Raw genomic sequence first — 25,272 nt, 5'->3', positions numbered from 1 at the left:
CAACCGCCGCGCCCCCGCCTCCGGGGGAAACCGGGCGGGGCCGCCGCCGGGCGGGAACCCCGCCCGGCGGCCGATAATCGAAGACATGGAGGCGCGGCTCGACGACGTCAGCGGCCCCGCCCGGCTGGCCGCTCCCGACGAGGGCATCACACCGGAGGAACTGGCCCTCGCCGCCCGCAACCACGCCATGCCGCTGGAAGCCCTCCGCTACGACGTCACCCCGCCCGGCCTGCACTACGTCCTGGTCCACTACGACATTCCGCATGTGCCGCCGGACCCCTGGACACTGTCCGTGGAGGGCCACGTCGGGCACGCGCTCAGCTTCGACCCGGCCGATCTGCACGACTACCCGGCCGTCACCCAGCGGGTCACCCTGGAGTGCGCCGGCAACGGCCGCGCCCGGCTGGAACCGCGCCCCGTGAGCCAGCCCTGGCTGGTCGGGGCCGTCGGAACCGCCGACTGGACCGGCGTACCGCTGCGGCTGCTGCTCGCCGAGGCCGGGATCCGGCCCGGCGCCGTCGACGTGGTCTTCACCGGCGCCGACCACGGCGTGGAGCGCGGCGTCGAGCAGAACTACCGGCGCAGCCTGCCGCTGGAGGTGGCCACCGGCGACGATCCCGAGGTGCTCGTGGCGTACGCGATGAACGGCGAGCCCCTGCCGCCGCAGCACGGACACCCGCTGCGCCTGGTCGTCCCCGGCTGGTACGGCATGGCCCACGTGAAGTGGCTGCGCGACATCTTCGTCGCGGACGCGCCCTTCACCGGCTACCAGCAGACCGAGGCCTACCGGATCCGTCAGGAGGCCGACGAGCCGGGTGAACCCGTCACCCGGATCGCCCCGCGGGCCCTCCTCGTACCGCCCGGGTTCCCCGACTTCATGTCCCGGGTCCGGGTCGTCCGGCCCGGTGTGGTGCCCCTCGAAGGGCGGGCCTGGTCCGGCCGCGCCCCGGTCACCGCCGTCGAGGTGAGCACCGACGACGGCCGGACCTGGGTCCCCGCCCGCATGGCGCCCGGCCCCACCCACCGCTGGGCCTGGCGCGGCTGGCACCACACCTGGACGGCGACGCCCGGCCGCCATGTGCTGACCGTCCGCGCCACCGATGCCGAGGGGCACGGCCAGCCGCTCGAACAGCCGTGGAACCGTGGCGGCTTCGCCAACAACCTGGTGCAACGCGTCCCCGTGGTCTGTCCGGAGGCCACGGAGCGTCCGCCGGAGTGACCGAGTGCACAGGAATCCGGTCTCCTCCCCGGCCCGGGACCATGGCAGACTGGCTCTGTACCAGTGACGTCAGCGCACTCCGGGGTCGGTGAAAGTCCGAACCGGCGGTTACAGTCCGCGACCCGTCCGCATCCAGCGGCCGGTTGACCAGGTGAAATTCCTGGACCGACGGTTAAAGTCCGGATGGGAGGCAGTGCGCGGCGGGCGAAACACCGGTGCGCCGCCGCTCGGCGGAGCCGTTCTCCTGTGGGGGCGGATCCGTGCATCCGGCCTCGGCGTTCCCGATGTTGCGTTCCGCTGTTGTCATCTCGACAGCCCCGGAGTCCGTGCCCGAAGAGGCAGGAGGACCCGGTGGCCACCGCAGCCCCCGATGAAGTCGCGGCGATGCGCCGTGCCATCGCACTCGCTGCCCGCGGACTCGGCTCCACCAGCCCCAACCCCGTCGTCGGGTGCGTCGTGCTGGACGCCGCCGGACGCACCGTGGGCGAGGGCTGGCACCGGCGGGCCGGCGGCCCGCACGCGGAGGTCGAAGCGCTGCGCGAGGCCGGGGAGCGGGCCCGCGGCGGCACCGCGCTGGTCACCCTGGAGCCCTGCAACCACACCGGCCGCACCGGACCGTGCGCCCGGGCCCTCCTCGACGCCGGGATCGCCCGGGTCGTGTACGCCGTCGCCGACCCCAACCCGGCCGCCACCGGCGGCGGCGCGACACTGGCCGCCGCCGGGGTCGACACCGAGGCCGGGCTGCTCGCCGAGGAGGCCGAGGCGGGCAACCTCGCCTGGCTGACCTCCGTGCGCCGCGGCCGGCCGTTCGTCCGCTGGAAGTACGCCGCCACGCTCGACGGCCGGGTCGCCGCCGCGGACGGCACCAGCCGCTGGATCTCCTCGCCCGAGTCCCGCGCCGACGTCCACCGGCTGCGCGCCCACGCCGACGCCGTGATCGTCGGATCCGGCACCGCCCGCGCCGACGATCCGCAGCTCGGCGCCCGCCTCCGGGACGCCGCGCTGCTCGACTCCGAGATCACCCAGCCGCTGCGGGTCGTCGTCGACACGGGCGCCACCGCCGTCAAGCCCGGCGCCCGGGTGCTCGACGGCACCGCGCCCACGCTGATCGCCGTGGCCGACGACGCCGACGCCGGGCACCTCGACGGACTCGCCCCCGTGCTCCGGCTGCCGCGCGCCGCCGGCCGCGGCCTGAGCATCCCCGCCCTGCTCGCCGCCCTCCACGAGCGCGATGTGCGCTCGGTCCTGCTGGAGGGCGGGCCGACCCTCGCCGGGGCCTTCACCGCCGCGCACGCCGTCGACCAGGTCGTCGGCTACCTCGCTCCGGCCCTGCTCGGCGCCGGGCCCGCGGTCCTCGCCGACGCCGGAATCGGCACCATCGCCCAGGCGTTGCGGCTCGACATCACCGAGACCGTCCGGCTCGGCCCCGACCTGCGCATCACCGCCGTTCCCACCGCCACCGCCATCGCTCCCGAGGAGAACTGACGTGTTCACCGGAATCGTCGAAGAACTGGGTGAGGTCACCGCCATCGCTCCCGAGGAGAACTGACGTGTTCACCGGAATCGTCGAAGAACTGGGTGAGGTCACCGCCGTCGAGCTGCTCGGCGACGCACCGGACGGTGCCGAGGGCGCCGCCGCCCACTCCGCTCGCTTCCGACTGCGCGGCCCCGTCGTCACCGAGGGCGCCAAGCACGGCGACTCGATCGCCGTCAACGGCGTCTGCCTCACCGTCGTCGACACCGCCGACGGCGAGTTCACCGCCGATGTGATGGCGGAGACCCTGAACCGGTCCAGCCTCGGCGCGCTCACCACCGGCTCCCGGGTCAACCTCGAACGGCCCATGGCGCTCGGCGGACGGCTCGGCGGTCACCTCGTCCAGGGACACGTGGACGGGACGGGCACCGTCCTGGAGCGGACGCCCGCCGAGAACTGGGAGATCGTCAAGATCTCGCTCCCGGACGGACTCGCGCGGTACGTCGTGGAGAAGGGCTCCATCACCGTCGACGGCATCAGCCTCACCGTCGTCGACGCGGGCGGCGACTTCTTCACCGTCAGCCTGATCCCCACCACGCTCGCCCTCACCACCCTCGGCGTCAAGCAGCCGGGCGACCCGGTCAACCTCGAGGTGGACGTCCTGGCCAAGTACGTCGAGCGGCTGCTCGGCGCGGGCGCCGGCACCGCCGGGGGCGCTGCGGCGACGACCGCGGAGGCCGCGCGGTGAGCGCCGTCGACTGGCTCAACAGCCAGGCCTTCGTGGCCTTCGACCAGAAGGTCATCTGGTCCGACATGATCGGCAACACCATTGGCCTGGCCGCCCTCGCCCTGGGCTGGCGCCGCTCCATCTGGACCTGGCCCGCCCAGCTGCTCTCCGGTGTGATCCTCGTCGCGGCCTACGCGTCCGCCCAGCTCAGCGGCGGTGTCGGCAAGCAGCTGCTGGTCATCGGTGTCGCCGCCTGGGGCTGGACGCAGTGGCGGCGCGGCCGGCGCGACCACGGCGGGGAGGTCGCCGTGCGGTTCGCCACCGGGCGCGAGCGGCTGGTCCTCCTCGGCGGAACCCTGGCGGGGACCCTCGCCGTCGGCGGTCTCTTCACCGCCCTGCCCGAACTGTCCTGGAACCCCTGGCCCGACGCGTACATCTTCGTCGGCACCCTCGCGGCGATGGTCGCCCAGGCCCGCGGCCTGGTCGAGTTCTGGTTCGCCTGGGTCCTGGTCGACCTGGTGGGCGTCCCCCTCGCCTTCAGCAGCGGACTGGCCTTCTCCGGCCTGGTCTACGTCGTCTATCTCGTGCTCGTCCTGTGGGGCATGCGCGACTGGTGGCTGCGCTCGCGCGCGAGCCGCGCCACCGCCCTGGAAGGAGCAGCGGCATGACCGCACTGCAGAGCTGGTACGACGGCGAGGACCTGGCCCTCGACCCCGTCGAGCGGGCGATCGCCGACATCGCCGCCGGACGCCCGGTCGTCGTCGTGGACGACGAGGACCGCGAGAACGAGGGCGACCTCGTCGTCGCCGCGGAGAAGGCGACCCCCGAGATCGTCGCCTTCATGATGAGCGAGTGCCGCGGGCTGATCTGCGCCCCCATGGAGGGGCCGGACCTGGACCGCCTCGACCTGCCCCAGATGGTGGAGACCAACACCGAGTCGATGGGCACCGCGTTCACCGTCTCCGTCGACGCCACCGCCGCCCACGGCATCTCCACCGGCATCTCCGCCGCCGACCGGGCCGCCACCCTGCGGCTGCTCGCCGACGGCGCGGCCACCACGGACGACTTCGTCCGCCCCGGCCACATCTTCCCGCTCCGCGCCCGGCCCGGCGGGGTGCTCGTCCGCAGCGGGCACACCGAGGCCGGCGTCGACCTCGCCCGGCTCGCCGGCCTGCGCCCGGCCGCCGCGATCGTCGAGATAGCGGCCGAGGACGGCACCATGATGCGGCTGCCCGAACTGGTCCCCTTCGCCCGTAAGCACGGTCTGGCGATCATCTCCATCGAGGACCTGATCGCCTACCGCCGCTCGGCCGAGCCCACCGTCCGCCGCGAGGCGGAGACCCGGCTCCCCACCGCCTTCGGCACCTTCCGGGCGCTGGGCTACCGCTCCACGGTCGACGGGGTGGAGCACATCGCCCTCGTCCAGGGCGACCTCGGCGACGGGGAGGAGGTCCTGGTCCGGGTGCACTCCGAGTGCCTCACCGGGGACGTCTTCCACTCGCTGCGCTGCGACTGCGGCCCGCAGCTGCACGCCTCGCTGGGCCGGATCACCGACGAGGGCCGCGGTGTGGTGATCTACCTCCGCGGGCACGAGGGCCGCGGCATCGGACTGCTGTCCAAGCTCCGCGCCTACGAACTCCAGGAGCGCGGCCGCGACACCCTCGACGCCAACCTCGAACTCGGGCTGCCGGCCGACGCCCGGGACTACGCCGCCGGCGCGCAGATCCTCGCCGACCTGGGCGTGCGCAGCGTCCGGCTGATGACCAACAACCCCGAGAAGAGCTCGGCCCTCGTCCGGCACGGCCTCCGGGTCACCGGCCGCGAGCCGATGCCCGTCCAGGCGGGCGAGCACAACCTCCGGTACCTGCGCACCAAGCGGGACCGGATGGGACACGAACTGCCGTGGCTGGACGAAGGCGCCTCCCTCGCTCCGCTGGGCGGACAGCCGTCCTCCACCTGCGGCAACCAGTGACGCACCGCGGTACGCCGCACGACAACGCACCCGCACGACAACGCAGCACCCGCACGACAACGCAGCACCCGCACGAGAACAATCCGGTACGGCACCGGACCGACTCCGGTACAGCACCGGACATCAGCACCGAGGAGAGACGTGAGCGGTAAGGGCGCCCCCGAACTGTCCGTGAAGAACTGCGGCGACCTGCGTGTGGCCGTGATCGCGGCGCAGTGGCACGAGAAGGTGATGGACGGCCTCGTCGACGGCGCGCTGCGCGCCCTGCACGAGCTGGGCATCGACGAGCCGACCCTGCTGCGCGTGCCCGGCAGCTTCGAGCTGCCGGTGGTCGCCAAGGTCCTCGCGGACCGCGGCTACGACGCGATCGTCGCGCTCGGGGTGGTCATCCGCGGCGGCACCCCGCACTTCGACTACGTGTGCCAGGGCGTCACCCAGGGCCTCACCCAGGTCTCCGTCGACACCGGTGTCCCCATCGGCTTCGGCGTCCTGACCTGCGACGACGAGGCCCAGGCCCTGGACCGCGCCGGTCTGCAGGGATCGAACGAGGACAAGGGGCATGAAGCGGTCACCGCGGCCGTCGCCACCGCCACCACCCTGCGCACCGTCGCCGAGCCCTGGCGCTGAGGGGCCTTGCCCTGTGAGCGCCCGATGAGGCCGCGTGGTCCGGCACTCGTGATGCACGGCACCGGACCATGCGACCCGGGCGGGCACAGCGCAAGGAACCTCAGCCCCCGCACCGCACAGGCGGTGGGCGCTGCCCGGCGCCCGGACCCGACCCGGTAAATTGAAGGCACCATGGCGAACAAGACATTCGAGGAGCTCTTCGCCGAGCTCCAGCACAAGGCCGCCACCGGCGACCCCAGCACCTCCCGTACCGCGGAGCTCGTGGCCGCGGGCGTGCACACCATCGGCAAGAAGGTGGTCGAGGAGGCCGCCGAGGTGTGGATGGCCGCCGAGCACGAGGGCGAGGACCGCACCGCGGAGGAGATCTCCCAACTCCTCTACCACCTTCAGGTGATGATGGTCGCCCGGGGCATCTCCCTCGACGACGTATACGCTCATCTCTGAGCAGCGACGAGGGGAGGGGCGTCCGGCCCTTCCCCTCGTGCCGCTTCCCACCGCGACACCACCAGGCACCACCCCCGAACGTGAAGGAAACCGCTCCATGCTGCGCATCGCCGTCCCCAACAAGGGTTCACTGTCCGAGCCTGCGTCGGCGATGCTCCATGAGGCCGGCTACAAGCAGCGCAAGGACCGCCGGGAGCTGGTCCTGGTGGACGCCGACAACGGCGTGGAGTTCTTCTTCCTCCGCCCCCGGGACATCGCCGTCTACGTCGGCTCCGGCCGGCTCGACATCGGCATCACCGGCCGTGACCTGCTGCTGGACTCCGGCGCGCACGCCGAGGAGATTCTCCAGCTCGGCTTCGCCGGCTCCACCTTCCGCTACGCGACCCGCCCGGGCACGGCCAAGGACGTCTCCGACTTCGGCGGCATGACGGTCGCCACCTCCTTCTCCGGGTTGGTCACCCAGCACCTCGCCGAGAACGGCGTCGACGCCTCCGTCGTCCGCCTCGACGGCGCGGTCGAGACCGCCATCCAGCTCGGCGTCGCCGAGATCATCGCGGACGTCGTGGAGACCGGCACCACGCTGCGCAACGCCGGACTGGAGATCATCGGCGAGCCGATCCTGCACTCGGAGGCCGTCGTCATCCGGCGCACCGGCGCCCCGCTGGACGACCCGAAGATCCAGCAGTTCCTCCGTCGCATGCAGGGCGTCCTGGTCGCCCGCCGCTACGTGATGATGGACTACGACATCCGCGTCGAGCACGTGGAGCGGGCCGTGGCCCTCACCCCCGGGCTCGAGTCGCCCACCGTGTCCCCGCTGCACCACGAGGGCTGGGTGGCCGTCCGTTCCATGGTCCCGTCCAAGGACGCCCAGCGGATCATGGACGAGCTCTACGAGCTCGGTGCCCGGGCGATCCTCACCACCGGCATCCACGCCTGCCGCCTCTGAGACGTCCGCCCGCCTCTGATCCACCCGCCTCCGAGGCGGCTACCCGCCTCTGATCCACCCGCCTCGGAGGCGTCCTCCCTCGCACCGCCGTCTCCGCCGCACGAGAAAGACCGCCCCCTGTGTCCGCGCCCGCGCCCCTGCCCGAGCTCCCTGTGCTGCCCGTCACGTTCCGGCCCACCCGTACCCGGGTGGTCCTGCTCACCGTGGGCGCGGCACTCTTCGCGGTGCTCGTCGTCGTCGCCCTGCTCCTTCCCGCGCTGACGGCGGGGGAGCGGTCCGTCTTCATGATCACCGGGCTGTTCTTCTTCCTGGTGCTCCTGCTGCTCAGCCGCCCCAAGGTGGTCGCCGCGCCCGACGGGGTGACCGTCGTGAATCTCACCACCACCCGCCGCCTGGCGTGGGCGGAGGTGCTGCGGGTCAACCTCCGCCCCGGCGACCCCTGGGTCCACCTGGACCTGGCGGACGGCACCAGCCTGCCCGCGATGGGCATCCAGCCCGGTATCGCCAAGGCCCAGGCCATCAGCGACGCCCGTACGCTGCGGGCCCTGACCGAGGCGTACGGCACCGGGCAGGACGCGGCCTGAACCCGGCGCGGCCGGTCCCTCGGCGGACCGGCCCGCGCCCGGTCGCCTTCGCAGGCGAATTCCCAATGATTACTCTGTCTTCTGGCGGCGCGATGGGCGCGCCCCGCCCCGCACCGATCGTGCCGCGCGAATATGCGGGGCCGCGGGGCCACCTGCTAACCGAGGAGTGAAACCCCCCGGCGATGGACGGATCGTCCTGTAGTACCTGCGCCGCCCCTCCGATGGAGGCGGCGGCATGACCCTCCCTCTTCTGCTGCTCACTGCGGCATTTGTCCTGATTCTGGCCAACGGCTTCTTCGTCGCCGCCGAATTCGGACTCGTCACCGTGGAACGGCCCGAGGCCGAGCGCGCCGCCGCCGAAGGCGACCGCCGCGCCCGCACCGTGGTGACGGCCCTGCGCGAGCTCTCCTTCCAGCTCTCCGGCACCCAGCTCGGGATCACCATCACCTCGCTGGTGGTCGGCATGCTGGCCGAACCGGCCCTCGCGGAGCTCCTCGCCGGGCCGTTCGCCGCCACCGGCCTCCCCGACGGCGCCGTTCCCGGTGTCGCCGTGGTCGTCGGCATGCTGACCGTGTCCGCGGTCCAGATGGTCGTCGGCGAACTGGTGCCCAAGAACTGGGCGGTCTCCCGGCCGCTCCAGGTGGCCCGGTTCGTGGCCGCCCCGCAGCACGCCTTCTCCCGCTTCTTCCGGCCGGTCATCGCGCTGCTCAACACCGTCGCCAACCGGCTGGTCCGGCTGCTGGGCGTCGAGCCGACCGAGGAGCTGGCGTCCGCCCGCACCCCCGACGAACTCGTCTCCCTCGCCCGGCACTCCGCGCAGGCCGGAGCCCTGGAGCAGGACACCGCCGACCTCTTCGTGCGCACCCTCTCCCTCGGCGAGCTCACCGCGCAGCACGTGATGACCCCGCGGGTTCGGGTCAGCGCCCTGCAGTCCTCGGCCACCGCCGAGGACGTCCTCAACCTCACCCGGGCCACCGGCCTCTCCCGCTTCCCCGTCTACCGGGAACGCCTCGACGAGGTCGTCGGCATGGTCCACCTCAAGAACGCCCTCGCCGTCCCCGCCCACGAGCGGCTGCGCACTCCCGTCGGGCGCATCGCGGTCGCCCCGCTGCTCGTCCCGGAGACCCTGCCGGTGCAGCCGCTGCTGGAGCAGCTCCGCAGCGAGCAGCCGATAGCCGTGGTCGTCGACGAGTACGGCGGCACGGCCGGCGTCGTCACGCTGGAGGACATCGTCGAGGAGCTCGTCGGCGAGGTCCGCGACGAGCACGACGGGGACGGCCTCCCCGAACTCGCCGTGGTCCCCTCCGAGGACGCGACCTGGGACGCCGACGGCAGCTGCCGGGTCGACACCCTCCGCCGGATCGGCCTGGAGGCGCCCGAGGGGCCGTACGAGACGGTGGCCGGCCTGGTCGCCGATCTGCTGGGCCGGATTCCGGCCCCGGGCGACACCGCCGAGCTGCCCGGCTGGCGGCTGCGGGTGCGGATGGTCGAGCACCACCGCGCCGAGCGGGTCCGTATCGTCCGGCAGGACAGTGGGAAGGCGGACCGGCGATGAGTCTGCTGCAACTTCTCTTCGCGCTGCTGCTCGTGCTGGCCAACGGCTTCTTCGTGGGCGCCGAGTTCGCCCTGGTCTCCGTCCGGCGGAGCCAGATCGACCCGCTCGCCGCGGAGGGCTCCGCCCGCGCCCGCACCGTCATCCAGGGGCTGGAGAGCCTGCCCCAGATGATGGCGGCCGCCCAGTTCGGCATCACGGTCTGCTCGCTGACACTCGGCGCGGTCGCCGAGCCGACCGTGGCGCACCTGCTGGAGCCGGTGTTCCACGCCGTGCACCTCCCCGAGGGGATGATCCACCCGCTCGGCTACGCCATCGCGCTCGCCGTCGTGGTCTTCCTCCATCTCGTCATCGGCGAGATGGTGCCGAAGAACCTCGCCATGGCGGCCCCCGAGAAGACCGCGCTGTGGCTGGCCCCGGCCCTGGTGACCTTCGCCCGGCTCTGCCGTCCGGTCACCGCGTTCTTCGGCGCCTGCGCCCGGGCCGTCCTCCGGGTCTTCCGGGTCGAGCCCAAGGACGAGGTGGAGGCGGTGTTCACCAGCGAACAGCTCGGCCATCTGCTGGAGGACTCCCGGCAGGCGGGGCTGCTCGGCCCGGGGGAGCAGGAGCGGCTCTCCGACGCCCTGGAGCTGGGCAGCCGTCCGGTCACCGAGGTGCTGCTCGACCGTGCGGCGCTCGTCACCGTGGACCCGTCGGCGACCCCGCGGAGCGTCGAGGAACTGACCGTGCGCACCGGCTACTCGCGCTTCCCGGTGGTCGCCCCCGGCGGCGCCTTCATGGGCTATGTGCATGTGAAGGACGTCCTGGAGCTGGAGGAGAACGACCGGGCGGTGCCGCAGCGCGTCTGGCGGCCGATGACCACGCTCCGGGCCGAACTCCCGCTGGACGACGCCCTGACCGTGATGCGGCGGGCGGCCACCCACCTCGCGCAGGTGGCCGACGCCACCGGCCGGGTGCTGGGGCTCGTCGCCCTGGAGGACGTGCTGGAAATGCTCGTCGGCGAGGTCCGGGACCCCGCGCACCGCGGCACCCGGCCGGCGCCGGCCCGCCCGCAGGGCGCGAACGCGCCGGAGACGGCGGACGGGCACCGCGCCGTGCCGCGGCCGGAGCAGGTGCCGGGCGGGAAGCTGCCCGGCGACCAGCGGCCCAGCGAGCAAGGGGCGATGGCGCGCTGACCGCGCCGTCCGGTGTCCGGCGTACGGCCGGGCACCGGAGCCTCCTGGGGTCCTGTTCGCTGTGCGGTGTGCCGGGCGGGACCCAAGGGAACGACGTCGCGGATGCCCGTGAGAGCGGGTGCGCGGGGCCGTTGAGCGGAACGGCGTCGCGGAGGTCCGTCGGTGCGGTGCACCGGGCCGGAGAGGGGAACGGCATCGCGCCCCCGGGCAACGCGGTGCCGCTCGGCGCCACCGCCCGCCCGCCGGTGAACCGCTGCCCGTCGGCGAACTGCCCATCGGCCACGGCGCGGTGGGCCGAAAAGCGGATGCGGATCCGGTACCCGGTTGACAGCCTGGGAGCATGAACGACCCGTATGCCTCCGCCGACCGCTCCACGCCCCCCGGGGCAGCGGACTGGACCACCACACCCGTCACCGCGGACCTCCTGCGGGGTGCGCTCGACCTGGAGCACACCGAGCACGGGGTGCTGCCGCACCGGCTGCCCGCCCGGGCCCGCGCCCAGTACGGGGACGGGCAGCTCGCCATGGCGGAGTCCCAGCCCTCCGGCGTCCGGCTGGTCTTCCGCACCCGGGCCACCGCCGTCGAGCTGGACACCCTCCGCACCAAACTGGCGTACCAGGGCGCCCCGGACCGCCCGGACGGTGTGTACGACCTGCTCGTCGACGGCAGCCCGGCCGGGCAGGACGCCACGACCGAAGGCAACGTCCTGCTGCTGGACATGGCCACCGGATCGGCCGAGGAGCGGCCCGGTCCGGTCGGCACCGTCCGCTTCCCCGCGCTGCCCGACGGGATGAAGCTCGTCGAGATCTGGCTGCCCCACAACGAGATCACCGAACTGGTCGCGCTGCGCACCGACGCCCCCGTCGAAGCCGTCCCGGACCACGGCCGCAGCGTCTGGCTGCACCACGGCAGTTCGATCAGCCACGGCTCCGACGCCGCGAGCCCCACCACGACCTGGCCCGCGCTGGCCGCCTCGCTCGGCGGTGTGGAACTGATCAACCTCGGCCTGGGCGGAAGCGCCCTCCTCGACCCGTTCATCGCCCGCGCCCTGCGGGACACCCCCGCGGACCTGATCAGCATCAAGATCGGCATCAACCTGGTCAACCAGGATCTGATGCGGCTGCGCGCCTTCACTCCCGCGGTGCACGGCTTCCTCGACACCATCCGCGACGGGCATCCCACCACTCCGCTGCTGGTCGTCTCGCCCGTTCTGTGCCCCATCCACGAGGACACCCCCGGCCCCACCGCCATGGATCTCGGTGAACTCGGCGAGGGCAGGCTCCGGTTCGCGGCGGCGGGCGACCCCGCGGAACGCGCCGCCGGGAAGCTCACGCTCACCGTCATCCGGGACGAACTCGCCCGCATCGTGAAGCAGCGGGCCGCCGACGACCCGAACCTGCACCACCTCGACGGCCGGGACCTCTACGGCGACGCCGACTTCGCCGAACTGCCGCTGCCGGACGGGCTCCACCCGGACGCCGCCGCCCACCGCCGCATCGGTGAGAACTTCGCCGCGCTGGCCTTCGGCGCCGGTGGCGCGTTCTCCGGAGCCCGGGGCTGAGGCGCACCCGCACCGGTCCCGCACCCGACAACGGCTCCGCACCCGACTCCGGCTCCGCACCCGACTCCGGCTCCGCACCCGACTCCGGCTCCGCACCCGACTCCGGCTCCGCACCCGACTCCGGCTCCGCACCCGACCCCGGCCAGCGTCCGGCCCCGGCACCGCGTCCGGCGCCGAGCGGTGAAGGTGCCCGGTGCGGGCCGGACCCGGAGGCCGGGTTCGAGGGGCGCGTCAGCCGCGCGGCGGTGCCTCACGGTGGCCCGAACCCCGTCGGACCGCGGCCCGACAGCACCTCCCCGTACGCCTGCATCAGGTCCGGCAGCCGGAGCGTGGCCAGATCCTCGCGGGTCGGCGTGCCGCTGTAGCCGGACAGCCGCAGGTCCCGGTAGGCGCAGCTCTTCTCGTACAGCGTGCGCAGGAAGCGGCCGTTGCCCAGCTCGTCGATCCAGCCCTGGTCGACCACGTGCCCGCTGATGCTGCGCAGTTCCTCGACGGCTTCCTCGTCCCAGCAGTCGCCGTTCTCGGCGGCCAGGACCTCGCCGATCCGGGTCAGCTCCAGCGGCCGGTAGCTGGGGAAGTCGACGCGGGTGGTGAACCGGGAGCCCAGCCCCGGGTTGGTGGTCAGCAGGCGGTCCATGCCCTCCGGGTAGCCCGCGAGTATGACCACCAGGCGGTCGCGGTTGTCCTCGGCCCGCTTGAGGAGGACCTGTAAGGCCTCGTCGCCGTAGGCGTCGCCCTTGCTGTAGCCGGTGTTGGACAGGCTGTACGCCTCGTCGACGAAGAGCACCCCGCCCAGCGCCGAGTCGATCAGCTCATTGGCCTTCACGGCCGTCTGACCGAGGAACTCGCCGACCAGATCGGCTCGTTGGGCCTCCACCAGATGGTCGCCGCCGAGCAGCCCCAGCGCGTAGAAGACCCGGCCGAGGATGCGCGCGACCGTGGTCTTCCCCGTCCCGGACGGGCCGGAGAACACGAAGTGCCGCTTCGGCGGCTGCACGGGCAGCCCCTGACCGGCCCGCAGCCGGGCCATGTGGAGCTGTGCCGACAGCGCCCGGACCTGGCGTTTCACCGGCTCCAGACCCACCATCCGCTCCAGTTGCTCCAGCGCCTGCTGGAGCAGTACGGGGTCGGGCGGGCCCGTGGGGAGCCGGCCCGGCTTCGGCTGGACCGGCAGGATCGCCTTCTCGCGGACACCGTCGGCGTCCACCGGCGCCATCCCGGGGATCAGGTCGTCGGCGTCCGGGGCCGTGGACAGATCGCGGCCGTCGGCGGGGCTGTCCGGGATCAGCAGGTCCGGGTCGGTCGTCGCGTCGAGCACGTCCTGGCCGATGCCGGCGAGCGAGACCGCGGCGAGGTCCCCGGCCTCGTCCAGACCGTCGCCCTCGGAGATCGCGGCGAGCCGGGCGGCGGTGTCCATGAACGCCGGGTCGACCCGGTGCACGGCCCGGTAGAGCGGCATGGCCGCGGCGCTGCGGCCGGTCCCCTCGTGCGCGCGGGCCAGCCAGTACCGCAGCTCCTTGCGCTGCGGCTGTTCGCTGCGGCACCGCATCAGGGCCGCCGACAGCAACGGCTCGGCCTGCCCGTACATCTCCAGCCGCACCCGGGCCATGCCCCCGAACAGGCCCGCCTCGATGCCGAGCACCGGGTCGTCGAGCAGCGGCTGGGTGTGCCGTACGAGCTGTTCCCAGTCCTTGACCAGGTAGGCGCGGCAGGCGTGCAGGAACCGCACCTGGCGGTCGGTGTCCACCGGCGGGCAGCCGGCCAGCGCCCCGTCCAGCTCCGGTACGTGCCGGCCGTCCAGCCAGTGGGAGGCGTGCGCCAGCAGCAGATCGCGCGGACTCTCCAGCACCGGCTGCACCCACCAGCCCAGCCAGTACCAGGAGTTGAGCGTCCGCCGGTGACGGGAGCGCTGCTCGCCGAAACGGTCCCGGTGGAGGTGCATGCGCAGCAGCGCGTTGGTCGTGTCGACCCGCAAGGCGTGCAGGCCCAGCCAGGCGTCGGCCATCCCCGGGTCGATCCGCACGGCCGCCCGGAACTCCTCCTCGGCCTGTGCGTACGCACCCATCGTGTAGGCGTCGACGGCGCGCAGCCAGGCGAGGTCGGCCGGGGCGTCCGAGCCCTGCTGCATGCCGAAGTCCATCAGGCCCCCCACAACCGTGCCCCCGTGGTGTGCCGCCGGGCGTCTGCCGGGCGGCTGACGTGCCGAACCGCCGCACTGTGGACGGGAGTTGTCGCATCTCCCGTCCGCATCGTACCTGCGGTATCGCCGTCGGCCGAAGAGTGGCGCGCGTACCGGAGCGGAAGCAGAGGGGCGCCCGGCGGGTGGGGGAGTGTGCGCCGGGTGGTGACCCTGGGTGAGGGGAGGTGCCGGTGGAGTGCCCGAAATGACGTCCCTGTCCGGGCCGGGGCAGAACGAAGCCCCCGGTCACGGGGGAACAACCGGGGGCTTCGCGTCTGTGGGGGCTCCCGAAGAAGCCGCACGTTGAAAACGTAAGACCTGTACGGCCCCCGGGTCAAGCCGAGTTGAGGCAGTTGCCCGGAGATCTCCCGTGTCCGTCCGGCAGAGCGACGGCCAGGTTGCTACGGAGGGTGAGGGAGTGAACCGTTCATGCGGTCACAGCGGGCCCCGTCCGCACCACATACCCCTCCGCCCCCTGGCGCACCAGAAGGTCGGCGTACGGCCGCGACGGATCGGCGGAGAAATGCTGCCGCTCCGCCCGGACCCAGCCGTCCCAGAAGGCCGACAGCTCCGGGCCGTCCCGCAGCCTGCCGCGTTCCCAGGAGGTGTGTTCGGGCACCTCCATCCACAGCAGGCACGCCAGGTACGGCCGCAGCGCCCGGCGCCCGGCCCCCACTCCTTCGAGGAGCACCACCGGCGCCGGCGCGACGTCCTCCTCACGGGTGAACCGCCGCAGCACCCAGTCGTAGACGCCGTACCGCGCGGTGGCCCCGTCGGACAGCGGCGCGAGGATCTGCTCACGCACCCGGTCCGTCCAGGCGAACAGCTCCTCATGGGTCGCCAGATCGTCCAGCCGCACCACCGGTGCGCCCCCGAGCGCCGCCGCGAGCCGGCCGGCGAAGGTGCTCTTGCCGGAACCGGCGTGGCCGTCGACCGCGATCAGCCGCACCGGCCCGCAGGACGGGGGCAGGGCACGCAGCCGGTCCGCGGGGGCGTCGAGCCGGCCGGGGGCTCCTGGCAGGGGGTGGTCCACACGGCTCACCCTACGGGCCCGTCCTTCGCACCCGGCCGGGCCCCGGCCCCCTGCCGGGCCTCCCGGCGGACGCGACGGACCTGCCGGCGGACGCGACGGATCTCCACTCGTACGGGGGCGGCGACGCGCCCCCTTCCTCTGGCCGAAGCCTGTCGGGAGCGGCGATAGTTGAACAGCTGTCGTGCACCTGTAACCCACCGGATGACGACTGGGGGTCCTCCCGCCATGACCAGACCCACTTCCCGCCGCACCCTGCTGACCGCCGCACTGGCGGCCGCCGCCGCCGGGGCCGCCCACCCGGCGCTCGCCGCTCCCGCCGCCCCGCGCGGCACCGCGACCGACACCACCGCGGCCACCGGCGCCGGCTCCCGCCCGGACGCCGCCGGCCCGGCAACCGCCGCGGGGAAGGGGGTGGCCCGGGTGGACTACCACGGCTGGACCACGTACACCGACTGGCGGTCCGGCACCGCCAAGGGCACCCGCGCCGTGGCCGGGTCCCGGCACGGCGTCGTCATCGGCACCCCGGCAGGGCGGACGGAGTACACGGACCCGCACACCGGCAAGAAGGCCACCTGGGATTACGCCACCTGGACCGGCCCCGCCCGCAGGCTCGCCACCCCCGCGAGCGAGCTCGTGGCCTCCTGGAACGCCCACGCCCCGGCCGGCACCTGGATCCTGGTCGAACTGCGCGGCACCTACTCCGACGGCACCAACACCCCCTGGTACGTCATCGGCCGCTGGGCCGCCGGTGACGGGGACATCCGGCGCACCTCGCTGGACGACCAGACCGACGGCAGAAGCACGGTCTGGACCGACACCCTGTCGATCGACGACACCGCGAGCGGCCTGCGCATCGCCTCGTACCGGCTGCGGCTCACCCTCTACCGCAAGCCCGGCACCGGCAGCACGCCGAAGGTCTGGCGGCTCGGCGCGATGGCGTCCGACATCCCCGACCGCTTCACCGTGCCGGCCTCCACGCCGGGGCAGGGCGCGGGGAAGGAGCTGAGGCTCCCGCGCTACTCCCAGAACATCCACATCGGGCAGTACCCGGAGTACGACAACGGCGGCGAGGCCTGGTGCAGCCCGACCTCCTCGCAGATGGTCATCGAGTACTGGGGCCGCAAGCCGACCAGGGACGACCTCGCCTGGGTCGAGCCCGAGTACGCGGACCCGCAGGTCTGCCACGCCGCCCGGTACAGCTTCGACTACCAGTACGCGGGCTGCGGCAACTGGCCCTTCAACGCCGCCTACGCCGCCACCTACCGGGACATGCAGGGTGTCGTCACCCGGCTCGGCTCCCTCGGCGACGTGGAGAAGCTGATCGGCGCGGGCATCCCCGTCATCACCTCCCAGTCCTTCCTCAAGGAGGAACTGGACGGCGCGGGCTACGGCACGGCGGGCCACCTGATGTGCCTGGCCGGCTTCACGGCAGCGGGCGACGTGATCGCCCACGACCCCGCCGGCAGCAGCAACGACGACGTGCGGCGGGTGTACAAGAGGCGAGAGTTCGAAAATATTTGGCTGAGGACCAAGCGGTACGGGGCGGACGGCAAGGTCAGGAGCGGTTCCGGTGGTGTCTGCTATCTCTACTGGCCGGCTAAGCCAGCACCAACTCAGCGCCAGGTACTCGCCGAGTTGGGAATCCGCTGAGGATGGGCTGCCCCAGGGTGGCCTCGATGACCTGACGGCAGCGTTCACTCCCGTCGAGGTCGGGTGGCCGTAACGGTCCACCGCCGTGTCGGCCGCGCCGGAGCCGGTTGCGGATCTGGTCGGTTCGTTCCGGGATGGTGTGGCCGATGCCGCGACGCCTGAGCCGGGTCCGGATCGCTGTGGAGCTGTAACCGTTGTCGCCGATGACGTGATCGGGCCGGTACGGGGCCGTCCCGGGTGTCCCGGGCCGATCCGGGACACCCGGATCGGCCTGTTGCGACTGGCCTCCTGTTCCCCCAAGCGTCACCCTGAAGAGTCGAAGTCACCATGGGCGCGCTCGCCACGGCGTGCACAGCGGGTGAGTGCTTTGCCCAGTTCCTCGAGATCGATGGGCTTGGTGAGGTAGTCATCCATCCCGGCTTCGATGCAGGGATCCCGAGCGCCCTCCATCGCGTTGGCAGTGACTGCGACGATGTATGGGCTCCCCTCGCCCGGCCAACGCGAGCGGATGCGCTGGGTCGCCTCCAGTCCATCCATCTCTGGCATCTGCACGTCCATGAGTATCACGTCGTAGGGCTGACGTTCGAGCGCCGCCAATGCCTCCAGACCAGTGCTCGCGACGTCGGCTCGGTATCCGAGTTTGTCCAGCAGCAGTACTGCCAGCCGCTGATTGACCGCGTGGTCTTCTGCGACGAGGATCCGCAAAGTGCCCGGGGGCGCGCTCCGATGCGTTCCAGACGCGCGCTCCACGGCAGACGCGGCACCGGCCGACTTCCCTGTGAAGACGCTGATAATGGTGTCAAAGAGCTGGGACGGCCTGATCGGCTTGGTCAGGTAGGCGGCTATATGGGAGTTGGGGAGGTCGTTGCGCTGCTGGCCGAGCGGAGTCAGCAGGATGATCGGGACGGAGCGATGCTGCTGGGTGGCCTGTACGGTCTCGGTGAGGGTGGGTCCCTTCCTGTCCAGCATCTTTGCGTCAAGGATTCCGAGGTCGAATTGGGCTCCGTCCGAAAGCCACTCGAGCGCTTCGGTCGATGACTCGGTGGAAACCGGCTGCATGCCCCATGACGCCATCTGCGTCGTCAGGATCTCACGGTTGACCGCGCTGCCGTCGACAACGAGCACCCGCTTCCCCGCCAGCTCCGGCTTTGCCCCCGGCACAGGGCCGCGCCGCCGGACGGCTGCGGTCTCACCCTCGACGGTGAAGCGGAACGTCGAGCCCTCACCTTGCTGACTGGATACGGAGATCGTCCCGCCCATGAGTTCGCACAGACGCTTTGAGATGGCCAGTCCTAGACCGGTGCCACCGTAGCGGCGGGTCGTTGAGACATCGACCTGACTGAACAGCTCAAACAATCCGTCGATTCGATGGGGCGCGATGCCGATTCCCGTATCCCGCACAGCAATGTGCCACCGGTACCGCTGGGATGCGGCCGGCCCGGCGCTGGCATCTGCCAGGGGCTCGGCGTCCACCGTCACCACGATCTCGCCTCGTTCGGTGAATTTCACCGCGTTACTCAGCAGGTTGAGCAGCACCTGCCGGAGGCGGGTGGCGTCACCCACCATACCCTCGGGTACGTCCGGGGCGACCAGGCAGGCCAACTCAATGTTCTTCGCGGCTGCCTGGGCGGCCACGAGTTCGAGCGCGGCCTCAACGCACTCGCCGACATGGAACGGCTGGTGTTCAAGCTTGAGCTTGCCGGCCTCGATTTTGGAGAAGTCGAGGATGTCATTGATCAGCGTGAGCAGGGCCTCCGCGCTCTCACGGACGATGCCGGCAAAGTCGCGCTGCTCATGGTCGAGTTCCGTGTCGAGCAGCAGTCCGGTCATGCCGATGATCGTGTTCATTGGCGTGCGGATCTCGTGGCTCATCGTCGCCAGGAAAGCGCTCTTGGCGTTGTTGGCGCTCTCTGCTGCCTCCTTCGCCTGCTGCAATGCCTCCTCGGCGCGTCGCTGGGACGTGACGTCCGAGAAGGCGACAACTGCCCCACGGACTTCCCCCTTCTCGCTGATCGGGTAAGAGGTGCAATCCACAGGGAAGACAGCTCCGTTGCGCCGTCTGAACATTTCCCCCTCGGTCTGGCGCCCACGACCGGTCCGATACGCCGCACAGATCGGGCATTCCTCGATCGAGCGGGGAGGGCCGTCGCGGTGGGTGTGGCTGCACAGCTCGTGCATGTGCTTGCCCACCAGAAAGTCGGGTTCGTATCCCAATATGTCGGCTGCGGCCTTGTTTGCGAAGGTGCAGTTTCCTTGGAGGTCGGTAGCGTAGATACCTTCCGCGGTCGATTCCAGCAACAAATTGACGTTGCGTGCCGCAGTCTCTGCACGCATACGGTCCACGACCCGGCCGAGCTGGGTACCTATGTTTCCCATCAGGTCGAGCAATGCCACGTCGGGCTCAGCCGGCTGGAACGCGAAAAACTCCAGCACGGCGACGACTTCGTCGCCCACCAGCACGGGGAATCCCATGGCGGCATGCACACCGATGTCGTCCGCGTGTCCGACTCGGGAAAATTCGGGGGCCTTGGTCACATCGACGATCCACGCAGCCTTCCCGCTGGCAAATACACGTCCGGGCAACCCTATTCCCGGGGGCAGCGGGCCGGCTTCCCTCGCCTGCCGGAATGACCGAAGCTCTGCGGAGTCGTCGGAGTGCCAGATCTGCGAGGGGACCAGCTTGGCGCCCTCGGCCTGTGCCGCATCAGGGGCGAGCCAATATGCATGGCCCACCTGCCAGCCGGTGTAGCTGCAGACGAGGTCGAGGACAACCTGCGTCGCCTCAGTCAGGTCAGCTGCCTCGTTGGCGGTGACCGCGACGCGTTGCAGCAGCTCGAGCTCTCCGGTTCGGAGCCGCACCCGCTCAGCCATGCCGTTGAAGCGCGTGGCGAGTGAGCTGATCTCGCTCATGCCTCCGACCGGCGCACGCACTCGCAAGTCGCCCTCGGCGATGCGCGCGGTAGCGTGGTCGAGCATGGTGACCGGACGGATGATCGATCGCCGCGCCACCACCGCGACGACCGCCATACCGCACAGCATCACCAGTGCGACGCCGACCGCAGCTGAAGAGTATGCAGTGGCCCCGCTGACTGCCTGCGCGGTTTCTCGGTGTGTACGCACGTCGACCAGCTCGAATACGCGTCCTATCGGTTGCATGATCTGAGCCTTGGCGTGATGGTAATCCGCGCTGTAGAGCAGTGCGCCGGCCCTGTCTCGGCCCGCAGCTGCCCTGGACGTTCCAGCGGTGCTTTCGATCTCGGCGAAGGCTGTCTCTTCGATGCGCGCCAGAGCGTCGGAGCGCGACCGCGCCGTCTTGAGCAGACTCAATTCTTCACCGGTGAACCCTGCCCGCGCGGCCAGCGTATCGAAGCTGACGGCCGGTCCAGAGGAAGTGGGCCGCCGTCCGGTGTCGGTGACCACGTCCCAGTAGACACGGTCGTACTGCTCGGGGCGCGGGGCTCTACCGTCACGAATAGCCAAGATCTCGACGAAGTAGTCCCGGTAGAGTGATTTTCCGGTGACCGCGTACGTCCTTGCCATGCGGGTCAAGTCATCGGAAGTCTGGCGCAATTCGTCGGCCAGGCGCAGCGATTCCGACCGCCGGCTCTCGGCCCGTGCAGCGTCCTGCATGCTCTGCGCAGCAACCACGCTCAGCGTAAGCACAACGGCAAGCAATAGGGCATTGACCACGACGAAGACACGTACGAGCATGCGGAGCGACACACTCACACGCCGCCCCACAGAACGCTTCATCGCCACCACTCCTCCGACAGGACACGCCCCGGCGCATCTGTCGATCTCGGTGTGCAGCAGGCTCTCACGCCCGAATGAGCCAGGTGCCATTTGCCGATTCCCAGGGTATCCAACCGGTGACCGGTGCAGCGGGTCGGTGAGCTCCCGTGGCGAGCTTGTACACGATTGCGGGTGGGGCATCGAGTTCTTGATCTGATCATGATGAGGAACCGCGCCTCGGGCAGGGAGGATCAAAATCTCGGGATCCCCGCCGTATCGGCCAGGGTGATCGCTGGACTCGAGGCCGAGAGGGACCGTTGTGGCACAAAACGGCAGCAGGCCGACGGTGCCCGGCAAGCAGGCGGGCTGCGGGCGCCGGCGCGAAGCACTGGCCGGCCTTCGGTGACGGGCGCCTGGCCACTCTTCTATCGGTCGGCGTGAGGATCATCTGGGGGCCATGATGCCAGGGGGGAGCAGTGGTCCAGTACGGCTCTCAGGTCATTCAGGTGGAGTGGTTTGCTGATGAAGTCATCCATTCCTGCGGCCAGGCAGGCCTCGTAGTCTTCGGCCATTGCGCTGGCTGTCAGTGCCACGATTCTGGGGCGTCGATGCGCGGGAAAATCCTGATGGATCTTCCTGGAGGCTTCGAGCCCACTCATCATGGGCATGTGGACGTCCATGAGGACCACGTCGTATATCTCCTTGCGGAGAGTGTTCACAGCGTCGACACCGTTTTCAACGGCGTCTGCGGTGTATCCGAGTTTCTGCAGCATGCGCAGGACCAGCTGGCGGTTGACGCTGTTGTCCTCCGCCACCAGGATCCGCAGCCCGGTCATCCCCGGGGGTGCCTGCTGCGTCGGCTGGGGCGACGTGGGAGAGGGAGCCTGTTTTTCCAGGAGAATGTCACACAGCTCGGCATGCAGCAGCGCTGCTTTGACGGGCTTGGTGTGGTGGGCAAAGAACATGACCATGTCCTCGGCGCTCACATCCGGCTCGCCCAGGGAGGTCATCAGCATCAACGGCAATGCCTTGGCATCCCGGTAGCGGCGGATCTGGCGCGCGAGCAGGACACCGTCCATGTTGGGCATCTGCATGTTCAGGATCGCGACGTCGAATGGATCCCCTCTGCTGATCCATCGGGCGGCTTCGGATGGCAATCCGGTGTTGCGCACCCGCATGCCCCAGGTCTCCGCCTGGCGGGTGAGGATCATGCGGTCGATGGGGTTGCCGTCAACGACCAGAAGCCGTTTGGCCGTGAGCTGGATCGTGTCCTTGGCTCGCTTGCGGCGCATCTCCGCAGGAACTTCCCGGGTACGGATGGTGAAGTGGAATTTCGATCCCTGGCCAACTCCGCTCTCGGCCCAGATCGAACCTCCCATGAGTTCGGCCAGTCGTCGGCTGATGGCCAGGCCCAGCCCCGTGCCGCCAAACCTGCGGGTGGTGGAGCTGTCCAGCTGTTCAAATGGCTGGAACAGCTTTTCAACGCGATCCGGCGGTATTCCGATGCCAGTGTCACGTACGGTGAAGTGCAAAAGAAAGCTTTTGTGGCCGGAGGTGCCGTTGTCGCCATGCTTGGCCGAGAAGTACCGGACGTGCAGCGCAACCTCTCCCGATTGGGTGAATTTCACTGCGTTGTCGAGCAGGTTGATCAGGATTTGGCGGATGCGCACACCGTCCCCCAACACCTCGTCCGGCAGACGTGGGTCGATGACGTACCTCAGTTCCAGGTCTTCTTTTTCGTCCGCGCGAGCCATGATGACATTGAAAGCGGATTCAATACATTCGCCCAGGTTCAAGGGAATGTTTTCGAGGTCGAATTTCCCCGCCTCGAACTTGGAGAAGTCAAGGATGTCGTTGGTGATCGCCAGTAGATTGTCTGCGCTGTTACGGACGATCTCCGCGAAGTTGTGTTGCTCTGTGGTGAGGGGGGTGTCAAGCAGGAGTTCCGTCATGCCGATGACCGCGTTCATTGGAGTTCTGATTTCGTGACTCATCGTCGCCAGAAAGGCACTCTTCGCGCGGTTGGCTGATTGGGCAGCCTCCATGGACAGCCGAAGCGCAACAGCCCGCTGCCGTTCTTCCACGCGCCCCAGCTGTGTGGCGAGATTGGCAATCAGAGTCCGGGTGGATTCGCTGAGAGGGGAGGCCTCGGTGGTCAAGAATTCCAGAACGACGGCCACTTCGTTGTCCGTCATCACCGGGAATGCCATGACCCCTGCGATGCACGGCTCACCGGCAGCTCCGGATGTGATGCCGTTCTCCGTAGCGACGGGCTGAGGGCACACAGGTTCGCGCGAGGCAAGTGCAGCCCGCGCGGCCGACGAGGGCCCGGCAGTGAACCGATGCCGCTGCGTAGCGGCTACCGCTTGTTCTTCCACATGCCGAGCCGCAGGAGGGCCCAGCTCGGGGACACTGTCCGGCCCTTTTGACACCACCGGGTACGCCTGCCCGACCGGCCAGCCCATCTGACGGCAGACCAGCCTCAATACCGTCGACAGCGCCTCGTCCCTGTTTGTCGTCTCATTGGCCGCGGCGGACACGGCCTGGAGGAGACTCAGGGATTCCGTCCGCCGTTTCAGTTCGGCTGTGCGATGGCGGACCTGCTGTTCGACAGCTTCGTAGCTTTCCTGAAGACGGTCGGCCATGGTGTTGAATGCGATTGCCATTTCGCCGATCTCGTCCTGGCTGCTCACTTCAGCCCGCCGCGTCAGGTCGCCTTCAGCGAGGATGTGCGAGGCCCTGGACACCTCAGACACATTGCGGGTGATGCGCCGGGACATGAGTGCCGCGATCGTCGCCGTTGTTGCCATTGCCGCGCCGATGGCGGCGAACGCAATCGCCCGGCGTTCTGCGAAACCGTCCAGACGGGCCCGCAGCATCACGTCTTCCTGGTCGAACATGGCTCGCCACAGCGACGAGTTCGCCTGTGAAGCCCGAGAAGCCAATGTCGCATACCGGGCGGCTGTCACCGACGGGTTCACGGGGCGAACGGCTTGGTCACCTGTTGCGCTGTTCAGCGCCCCCGTGCTTCGTTCCGCACTGCGCAGCAGTGGGTCCAGGACGGGTCGAAGCTGCTTGTTGTCATTGAACGCACCAGTACTTTCAAAGGCCCTGTCGAGCTGCCGGCGCAGTTCGGTGGTGTCCTGGGCCACGAACCCCGCTTTCTGTGCGAGCTCTCTCCGATCGGCCGAATTGAGGGCACCGTCGCGCAGTCGCGCCTCTGCGGTGTCGCCGAGGGTGGAAATCCGTTCCATCAGTCTGGGCTCGGTCAGGAGCAGACCGGCCATGGTGTAGTAGGTGTCCAAGTCCGGGTCGAGAATGATCTTGGATGTGTCGCCTATGTAGGAGTACTGCTGCAGCAAGCGGGAAATGAGCCGAGTGTCGGCCGCGGCCGCAGTCCGCGGCGAGGGGGTGGCCTTGATCTTGGCCCACTGGTCGGCCATGGCCGACGGTAGCTGTGCCGTCCTGCCGGCACCGGCCATCTTGCCGTGCGTGGTCTGCAGACGCTCCCCCAACCGATGGTTCGCGGCAGCCAGGTCGGAGAACAGCCCGTCGATCCGCCTTTCCAGCAGCTGTGTCTGATGCGCGGCAGGCGGTTCCTCCATGGCGCGACGAGAGAGCGTCCGGTGCTGCAATACGTTCTCGATCAGACCACTCAGGGGGCGCAGGTACTGCGTCCCCGCCAATTCATCGCGGGCGAAATTGATCCCTGAGTTCTGCTGATTCAGGAGGAAGAGAGATGCGAGTACCAGAGGGAGCATAAACGCCACCCAGATAGCAGCGAGCTTATGCCATATCCGTGGCCTGAACCGTCGACGTCTCTCGCGCGGCATCTCGTGCGTTCCCCGCGGGTGCGCCCAGGTCTGTTCCGGGCCCTCGCCGGAAACCGCAGCGTGGCGGCTCTTCATCGCCCTCCTCCCGCGATCAGATCTCCCGCGGCCGGTTACTGGGCGCCGCCACGGGGGGCAATCTCATGTCGAAGGTCCACCAGAGCCTGTCGAGCGTGCCTGTAGGCGGCTTCGGTGCCCTGTGCGGCCGACTCAGTGCCCTCGGGCAGTTCGCCATGTGCTGAGAGTTTCTCCAGCTCCTGACACAACGGCCCCAGCTGCTCGAGCCCGAAAGTCCTGCTGAGCGATTTCAGCGTGTGCGCGGCACGGTGCACCTGTTCTGTCTCGTTGTCCTGGATCCCCTGGTGGATCTGGTCGATCAGCTGGGGAGAGTCTTCCAAGAACGTATTGACGAGCTCTATGACGAACGGAGCGTCGAGCGAGTGCACCAGCTCCTGCACGACCTGCGGATTCAGCACGGGTGTGGTGGGCATGCTTTCGTCCTCCGATCAGAACGCCGGCCTGGTAGCGGCACTCCAAGGACCAGCACGTGGCGGTCAAGGAGTTTTC

18 protein-coding genes and 1 riboswitch are annotated in these 25,272 nt (G+C 70.1%); of the genes, 13 read left to right on the top strand and 5 right to left on the bottom strand.

Features of this window, described 5'->3' with window-relative positions:
• Positions 1 to 85: 85 nt before the first annotated feature.
• The 12 genes from AC3EQ1_RS01760 to AC3EQ1_RS01705 all read left to right on the top strand — a co-directional run bounded on the left by AC3EQ1_RS01760 (position 86) and on the right by AC3EQ1_RS01705 (position 12,281).
• Positions 86 to 1,219, top strand: a complete 1,134-nt coding sequence (locus AC3EQ1_RS01760) for a sulfite oxidase (RefSeq protein ID WP_432092436.1) — start codon at positions 86 to 88, stop codon at positions 1,217 to 1,219.
• A gap of 70 nt (positions 1,220 to 1,289) precedes the next feature.
• Positions 1,290 to 1,420: riboswitch (FMN riboswitch) on the top strand.
• A gap of 183 nt (positions 1,421 to 1,603) precedes the next feature.
• A complete protein-coding gene (gene ribD, locus AC3EQ1_RS01755; protein ID WP_432092627.1) occupies positions 1,604 to 2,704 on the top strand; it encodes a bifunctional diaminohydroxyphosphoribosylaminopyrimidine deaminase/5-amino-6-(5-phosphoribosylamino)uracil reductase RibD in 1,101 nt (366 codons plus the stop codon).
• A gap of 65 nt (positions 2,705 to 2,769) precedes the next feature.
• Positions 2,770 to 3,441: a riboflavin synthase gene (locus AC3EQ1_RS01750; protein ID WP_432092435.1), complete on the top strand. Its 672-nt coding sequence runs from the start codon at positions 2,770 to 2,772 to the stop codon at positions 3,439 to 3,441.
• Complete coding sequence (locus AC3EQ1_RS01745) at positions 3,438 to 4,088, top strand: nicotinamide mononucleotide transporter family protein (RefSeq protein WP_432092434.1); 651 nt, start codon at positions 3,438 to 3,440, stop codon at positions 4,086 to 4,088. Before AC3EQ1_RS01750 ends, AC3EQ1_RS01745 begins: the two co-directional genes overlap by 4 nt.
• Positions 4,085 to 5,392 (top strand): bifunctional 3,4-dihydroxy-2-butanone-4-phosphate synthase/GTP cyclohydrolase II, encoded by a 1,308-nt coding sequence (locus AC3EQ1_RS01740; RefSeq protein WP_432092433.1) that lies wholly within the window; start codon positions 4,085 to 4,087, stop codon positions 5,390 to 5,392. The genes AC3EQ1_RS01745 and AC3EQ1_RS01740 overlap by 4 nt, the downstream gene beginning before the upstream one ends.
• Before the next feature lie 141 nt (positions 5,393 to 5,533).
• Complete coding sequence (gene ribH, locus AC3EQ1_RS01735; protein ID WP_351514905.1) at positions 5,534 to 6,019, top strand: 6,7-dimethyl-8-ribityllumazine synthase; 486 nt, start codon at positions 5,534 to 5,536, stop codon at positions 6,017 to 6,019.
• 171 nt (positions 6,020 to 6,190) lie between these two features.
• Positions 6,191 to 6,463 (top strand): phosphoribosyl-ATP diphosphatase, encoded by a 273-nt coding sequence (locus AC3EQ1_RS01730; RefSeq protein WP_388861028.1) that lies wholly within the window; start codon positions 6,191 to 6,193, stop codon positions 6,461 to 6,463.
• A gap of 97 nt (positions 6,464 to 6,560) precedes the next feature.
• On the top strand, positions 6,561 to 7,409 hold the full coding sequence (gene hisG / locus AC3EQ1_RS01725; protein ID WP_432092432.1) for an ATP phosphoribosyltransferase: 849 nt from the start codon (positions 6,561 to 6,563) through the stop codon (positions 7,407 to 7,409).
• 119 nt (positions 7,410 to 7,528) lie between these two features.
• Entirely contained in the window at positions 7,529 to 7,993 is a 465-nt protein-coding gene (locus AC3EQ1_RS01720; RefSeq protein WP_432092431.1) for a PH domain-containing protein, read from the top strand.
• Positions 7,994 to 8,228: 235 nt separating this feature from the next.
• On the top strand, positions 8,229 to 9,548 hold the full coding sequence (locus AC3EQ1_RS01715) for a hemolysin family protein (RefSeq protein ID WP_432092430.1): 1,320 nt from the start codon (positions 8,229 to 8,231) through the stop codon (positions 9,546 to 9,548).
• Complete coding sequence (locus tag AC3EQ1_RS01710; RefSeq protein WP_432092429.1) at positions 9,545 to 10,720, top strand: hemolysin family protein; 1,176 nt, start codon at positions 9,545 to 9,547, stop codon at positions 10,718 to 10,720. Before AC3EQ1_RS01715 ends, AC3EQ1_RS01710 begins: the two co-directional genes overlap by 4 nt.
• A gap of 340 nt (positions 10,721 to 11,060) precedes the next feature.
• On the top strand, positions 11,061 to 12,281 hold the full coding sequence (locus tag AC3EQ1_RS01705) for a GDSL-type esterase/lipase family protein (protein ID WP_432092428.1): 1,221 nt from the start codon (positions 11,061 to 11,063) through the stop codon (positions 12,279 to 12,281).
• 250 nt (positions 12,282 to 12,531) lie between these two features.
• On the opposite strand, the gene AC3EQ1_RS01700 is transcribed toward AC3EQ1_RS01705, so the two are convergent.
• Complete coding sequence (locus tag AC3EQ1_RS01700; RefSeq protein WP_432092427.1) at positions 12,532 to 14,421, bottom strand: AAA family ATPase; 1,890 nt, start codon at positions 14,419 to 14,421, stop codon at positions 12,532 to 12,534.
• 466 nt (positions 14,422 to 14,887) lie between these two features.
• Positions 14,888 to 15,493, bottom strand: a complete 606-nt coding sequence (locus tag AC3EQ1_RS01695; RefSeq protein WP_432092426.1) for a uridine kinase family protein — start codon at positions 15,491 to 15,493, stop codon at positions 14,888 to 14,890.
• A gap of 225 nt (positions 15,494 to 15,718) precedes the next feature.
• On the opposite strand from AC3EQ1_RS01695, the gene AC3EQ1_RS01690 reads away from it, so the two are divergent.
• Positions 15,719 to 17,143, top strand: coding sequence for a C39 family peptidase (locus AC3EQ1_RS01690; RefSeq protein ID WP_432092425.1), 1,425 nt, complete (start codon positions 15,719 to 15,721; stop codon positions 17,141 to 17,143).
• A 303-nt stretch (positions 17,144 to 17,446) separates the two neighbouring features.
• On the opposite strand, the gene AC3EQ1_RS01685 is transcribed toward AC3EQ1_RS01690, so the two are convergent.
• The 3 genes from AC3EQ1_RS01685 to AC3EQ1_RS01675 form a co-directional block, all read right to left on the bottom strand.
• Positions 17,447 to 20,896, bottom strand: a complete 3,450-nt coding sequence (locus tag AC3EQ1_RS01685) for a response regulator (protein ID WP_432092424.1) — start codon at positions 20,894 to 20,896, stop codon at positions 17,447 to 17,449.
• Between the two features lie 404 nt (positions 20,897 to 21,300).
• The gene (locus tag AC3EQ1_RS01680) at positions 21,301 to 24,636 is read right to left on the bottom strand and encodes a hybrid sensor histidine kinase/response regulator (RefSeq protein ID WP_432092626.1); all 3,336 of its coding nucleotides are present in this window, start codon (positions 24,634 to 24,636) and stop codon (positions 21,301 to 21,303) included.
• 182 nt (positions 24,637 to 24,818) lie between these two features.
• Complete coding sequence (locus AC3EQ1_RS01675; protein ID WP_432092423.1) at positions 24,819 to 25,196, bottom strand: Hpt domain-containing protein; 378 nt, start codon at positions 25,194 to 25,196, stop codon at positions 24,819 to 24,821.
• Between the last annotated feature and the right edge of the window lie 76 nt (positions 25,197 to 25,272).

The sequence above is a fragment of the Streptomyces sp. bgisy100 genome, assembly GCF_057709105.1.
Note: the sequence above shows the minus strand (reverse complement) of the source record. Positions and strands in the feature narration are given on the sequence as shown.

Coding starts and splice junctions, on each gene's coding strand:
- AC3EQ1_RS01760 (WP_432092436.1), top strand. CDS start 86: ATGGAGGCGCGGCTCGACGACGTCAGCGGCCCCGCCCGGCTGGCCGCT.
- ribD (WP_432092627.1), top strand. CDS start 1,604: ATGCGCCGTGCCATCGCACTCGCTGCCCGCGGACTCGGCTCCACCAGC.
- AC3EQ1_RS01740 (WP_432092433.1), top strand. CDS start 4,085: ATGACCGCACTGCAGAGCTGGTACGACGGCGAGGACCTGGCCCTCGAC.
- AC3EQ1_RS01730 (WP_388861028.1), top strand. CDS start 6,191: ATGGCGAACAAGACATTCGAGGAGCTCTTCGCCGAGCTCCAGCACAAG.
- hisG (WP_432092432.1), top strand. CDS start 6,561: ATGCTGCGCATCGCCGTCCCCAACAAGGGTTCACTGTCCGAGCCTGCG.
- AC3EQ1_RS01715 (WP_432092430.1), top strand. CDS start 8,229: ATGACCCTCCCTCTTCTGCTGCTCACTGCGGCATTTGTCCTGATTCTG.
- AC3EQ1_RS01710 (WP_432092429.1), top strand. CDS start 9,545: ATGAGTCTGCTGCAACTTCTCTTCGCGCTGCTGCTCGTGCTGGCCAAC.
- AC3EQ1_RS01705 (WP_432092428.1), top strand. CDS start 11,061: ATGAACGACCCGTATGCCTCCGCCGACCGCTCCACGCCCCCCGGGGCA.
- AC3EQ1_RS01700 (WP_432092427.1), bottom strand. CDS start 14,421: ATGGACTTCGGCATGCAGCAGGGCTCGGACGCCCCGGCCGACCTCGCC.
- AC3EQ1_RS01690 (WP_432092425.1), top strand. CDS start 15,719: ATGACCAGACCCACTTCCCGCCGCACCCTGCTGACCGCCGCACTGGCG.
- AC3EQ1_RS01685 (WP_432092424.1), bottom strand. CDS start 20,896: ATGAAGCGTTCTGTGGGGCGGCGTGTGAGTGTGTCGCTCCGCATGCTC.
- AC3EQ1_RS01680 (WP_432092626.1), bottom strand. CDS start 24,636: ATGCTCCCTCTGGTACTCGCATCTCTCTTCCTCCTGAATCAGCAGAAC.
- AC3EQ1_RS01675 (WP_432092423.1), bottom strand. CDS start 25,196: ATGCCCACCACACCCGTGCTGAATCCGCAGGTCGTGCAGGAGCTGGTG.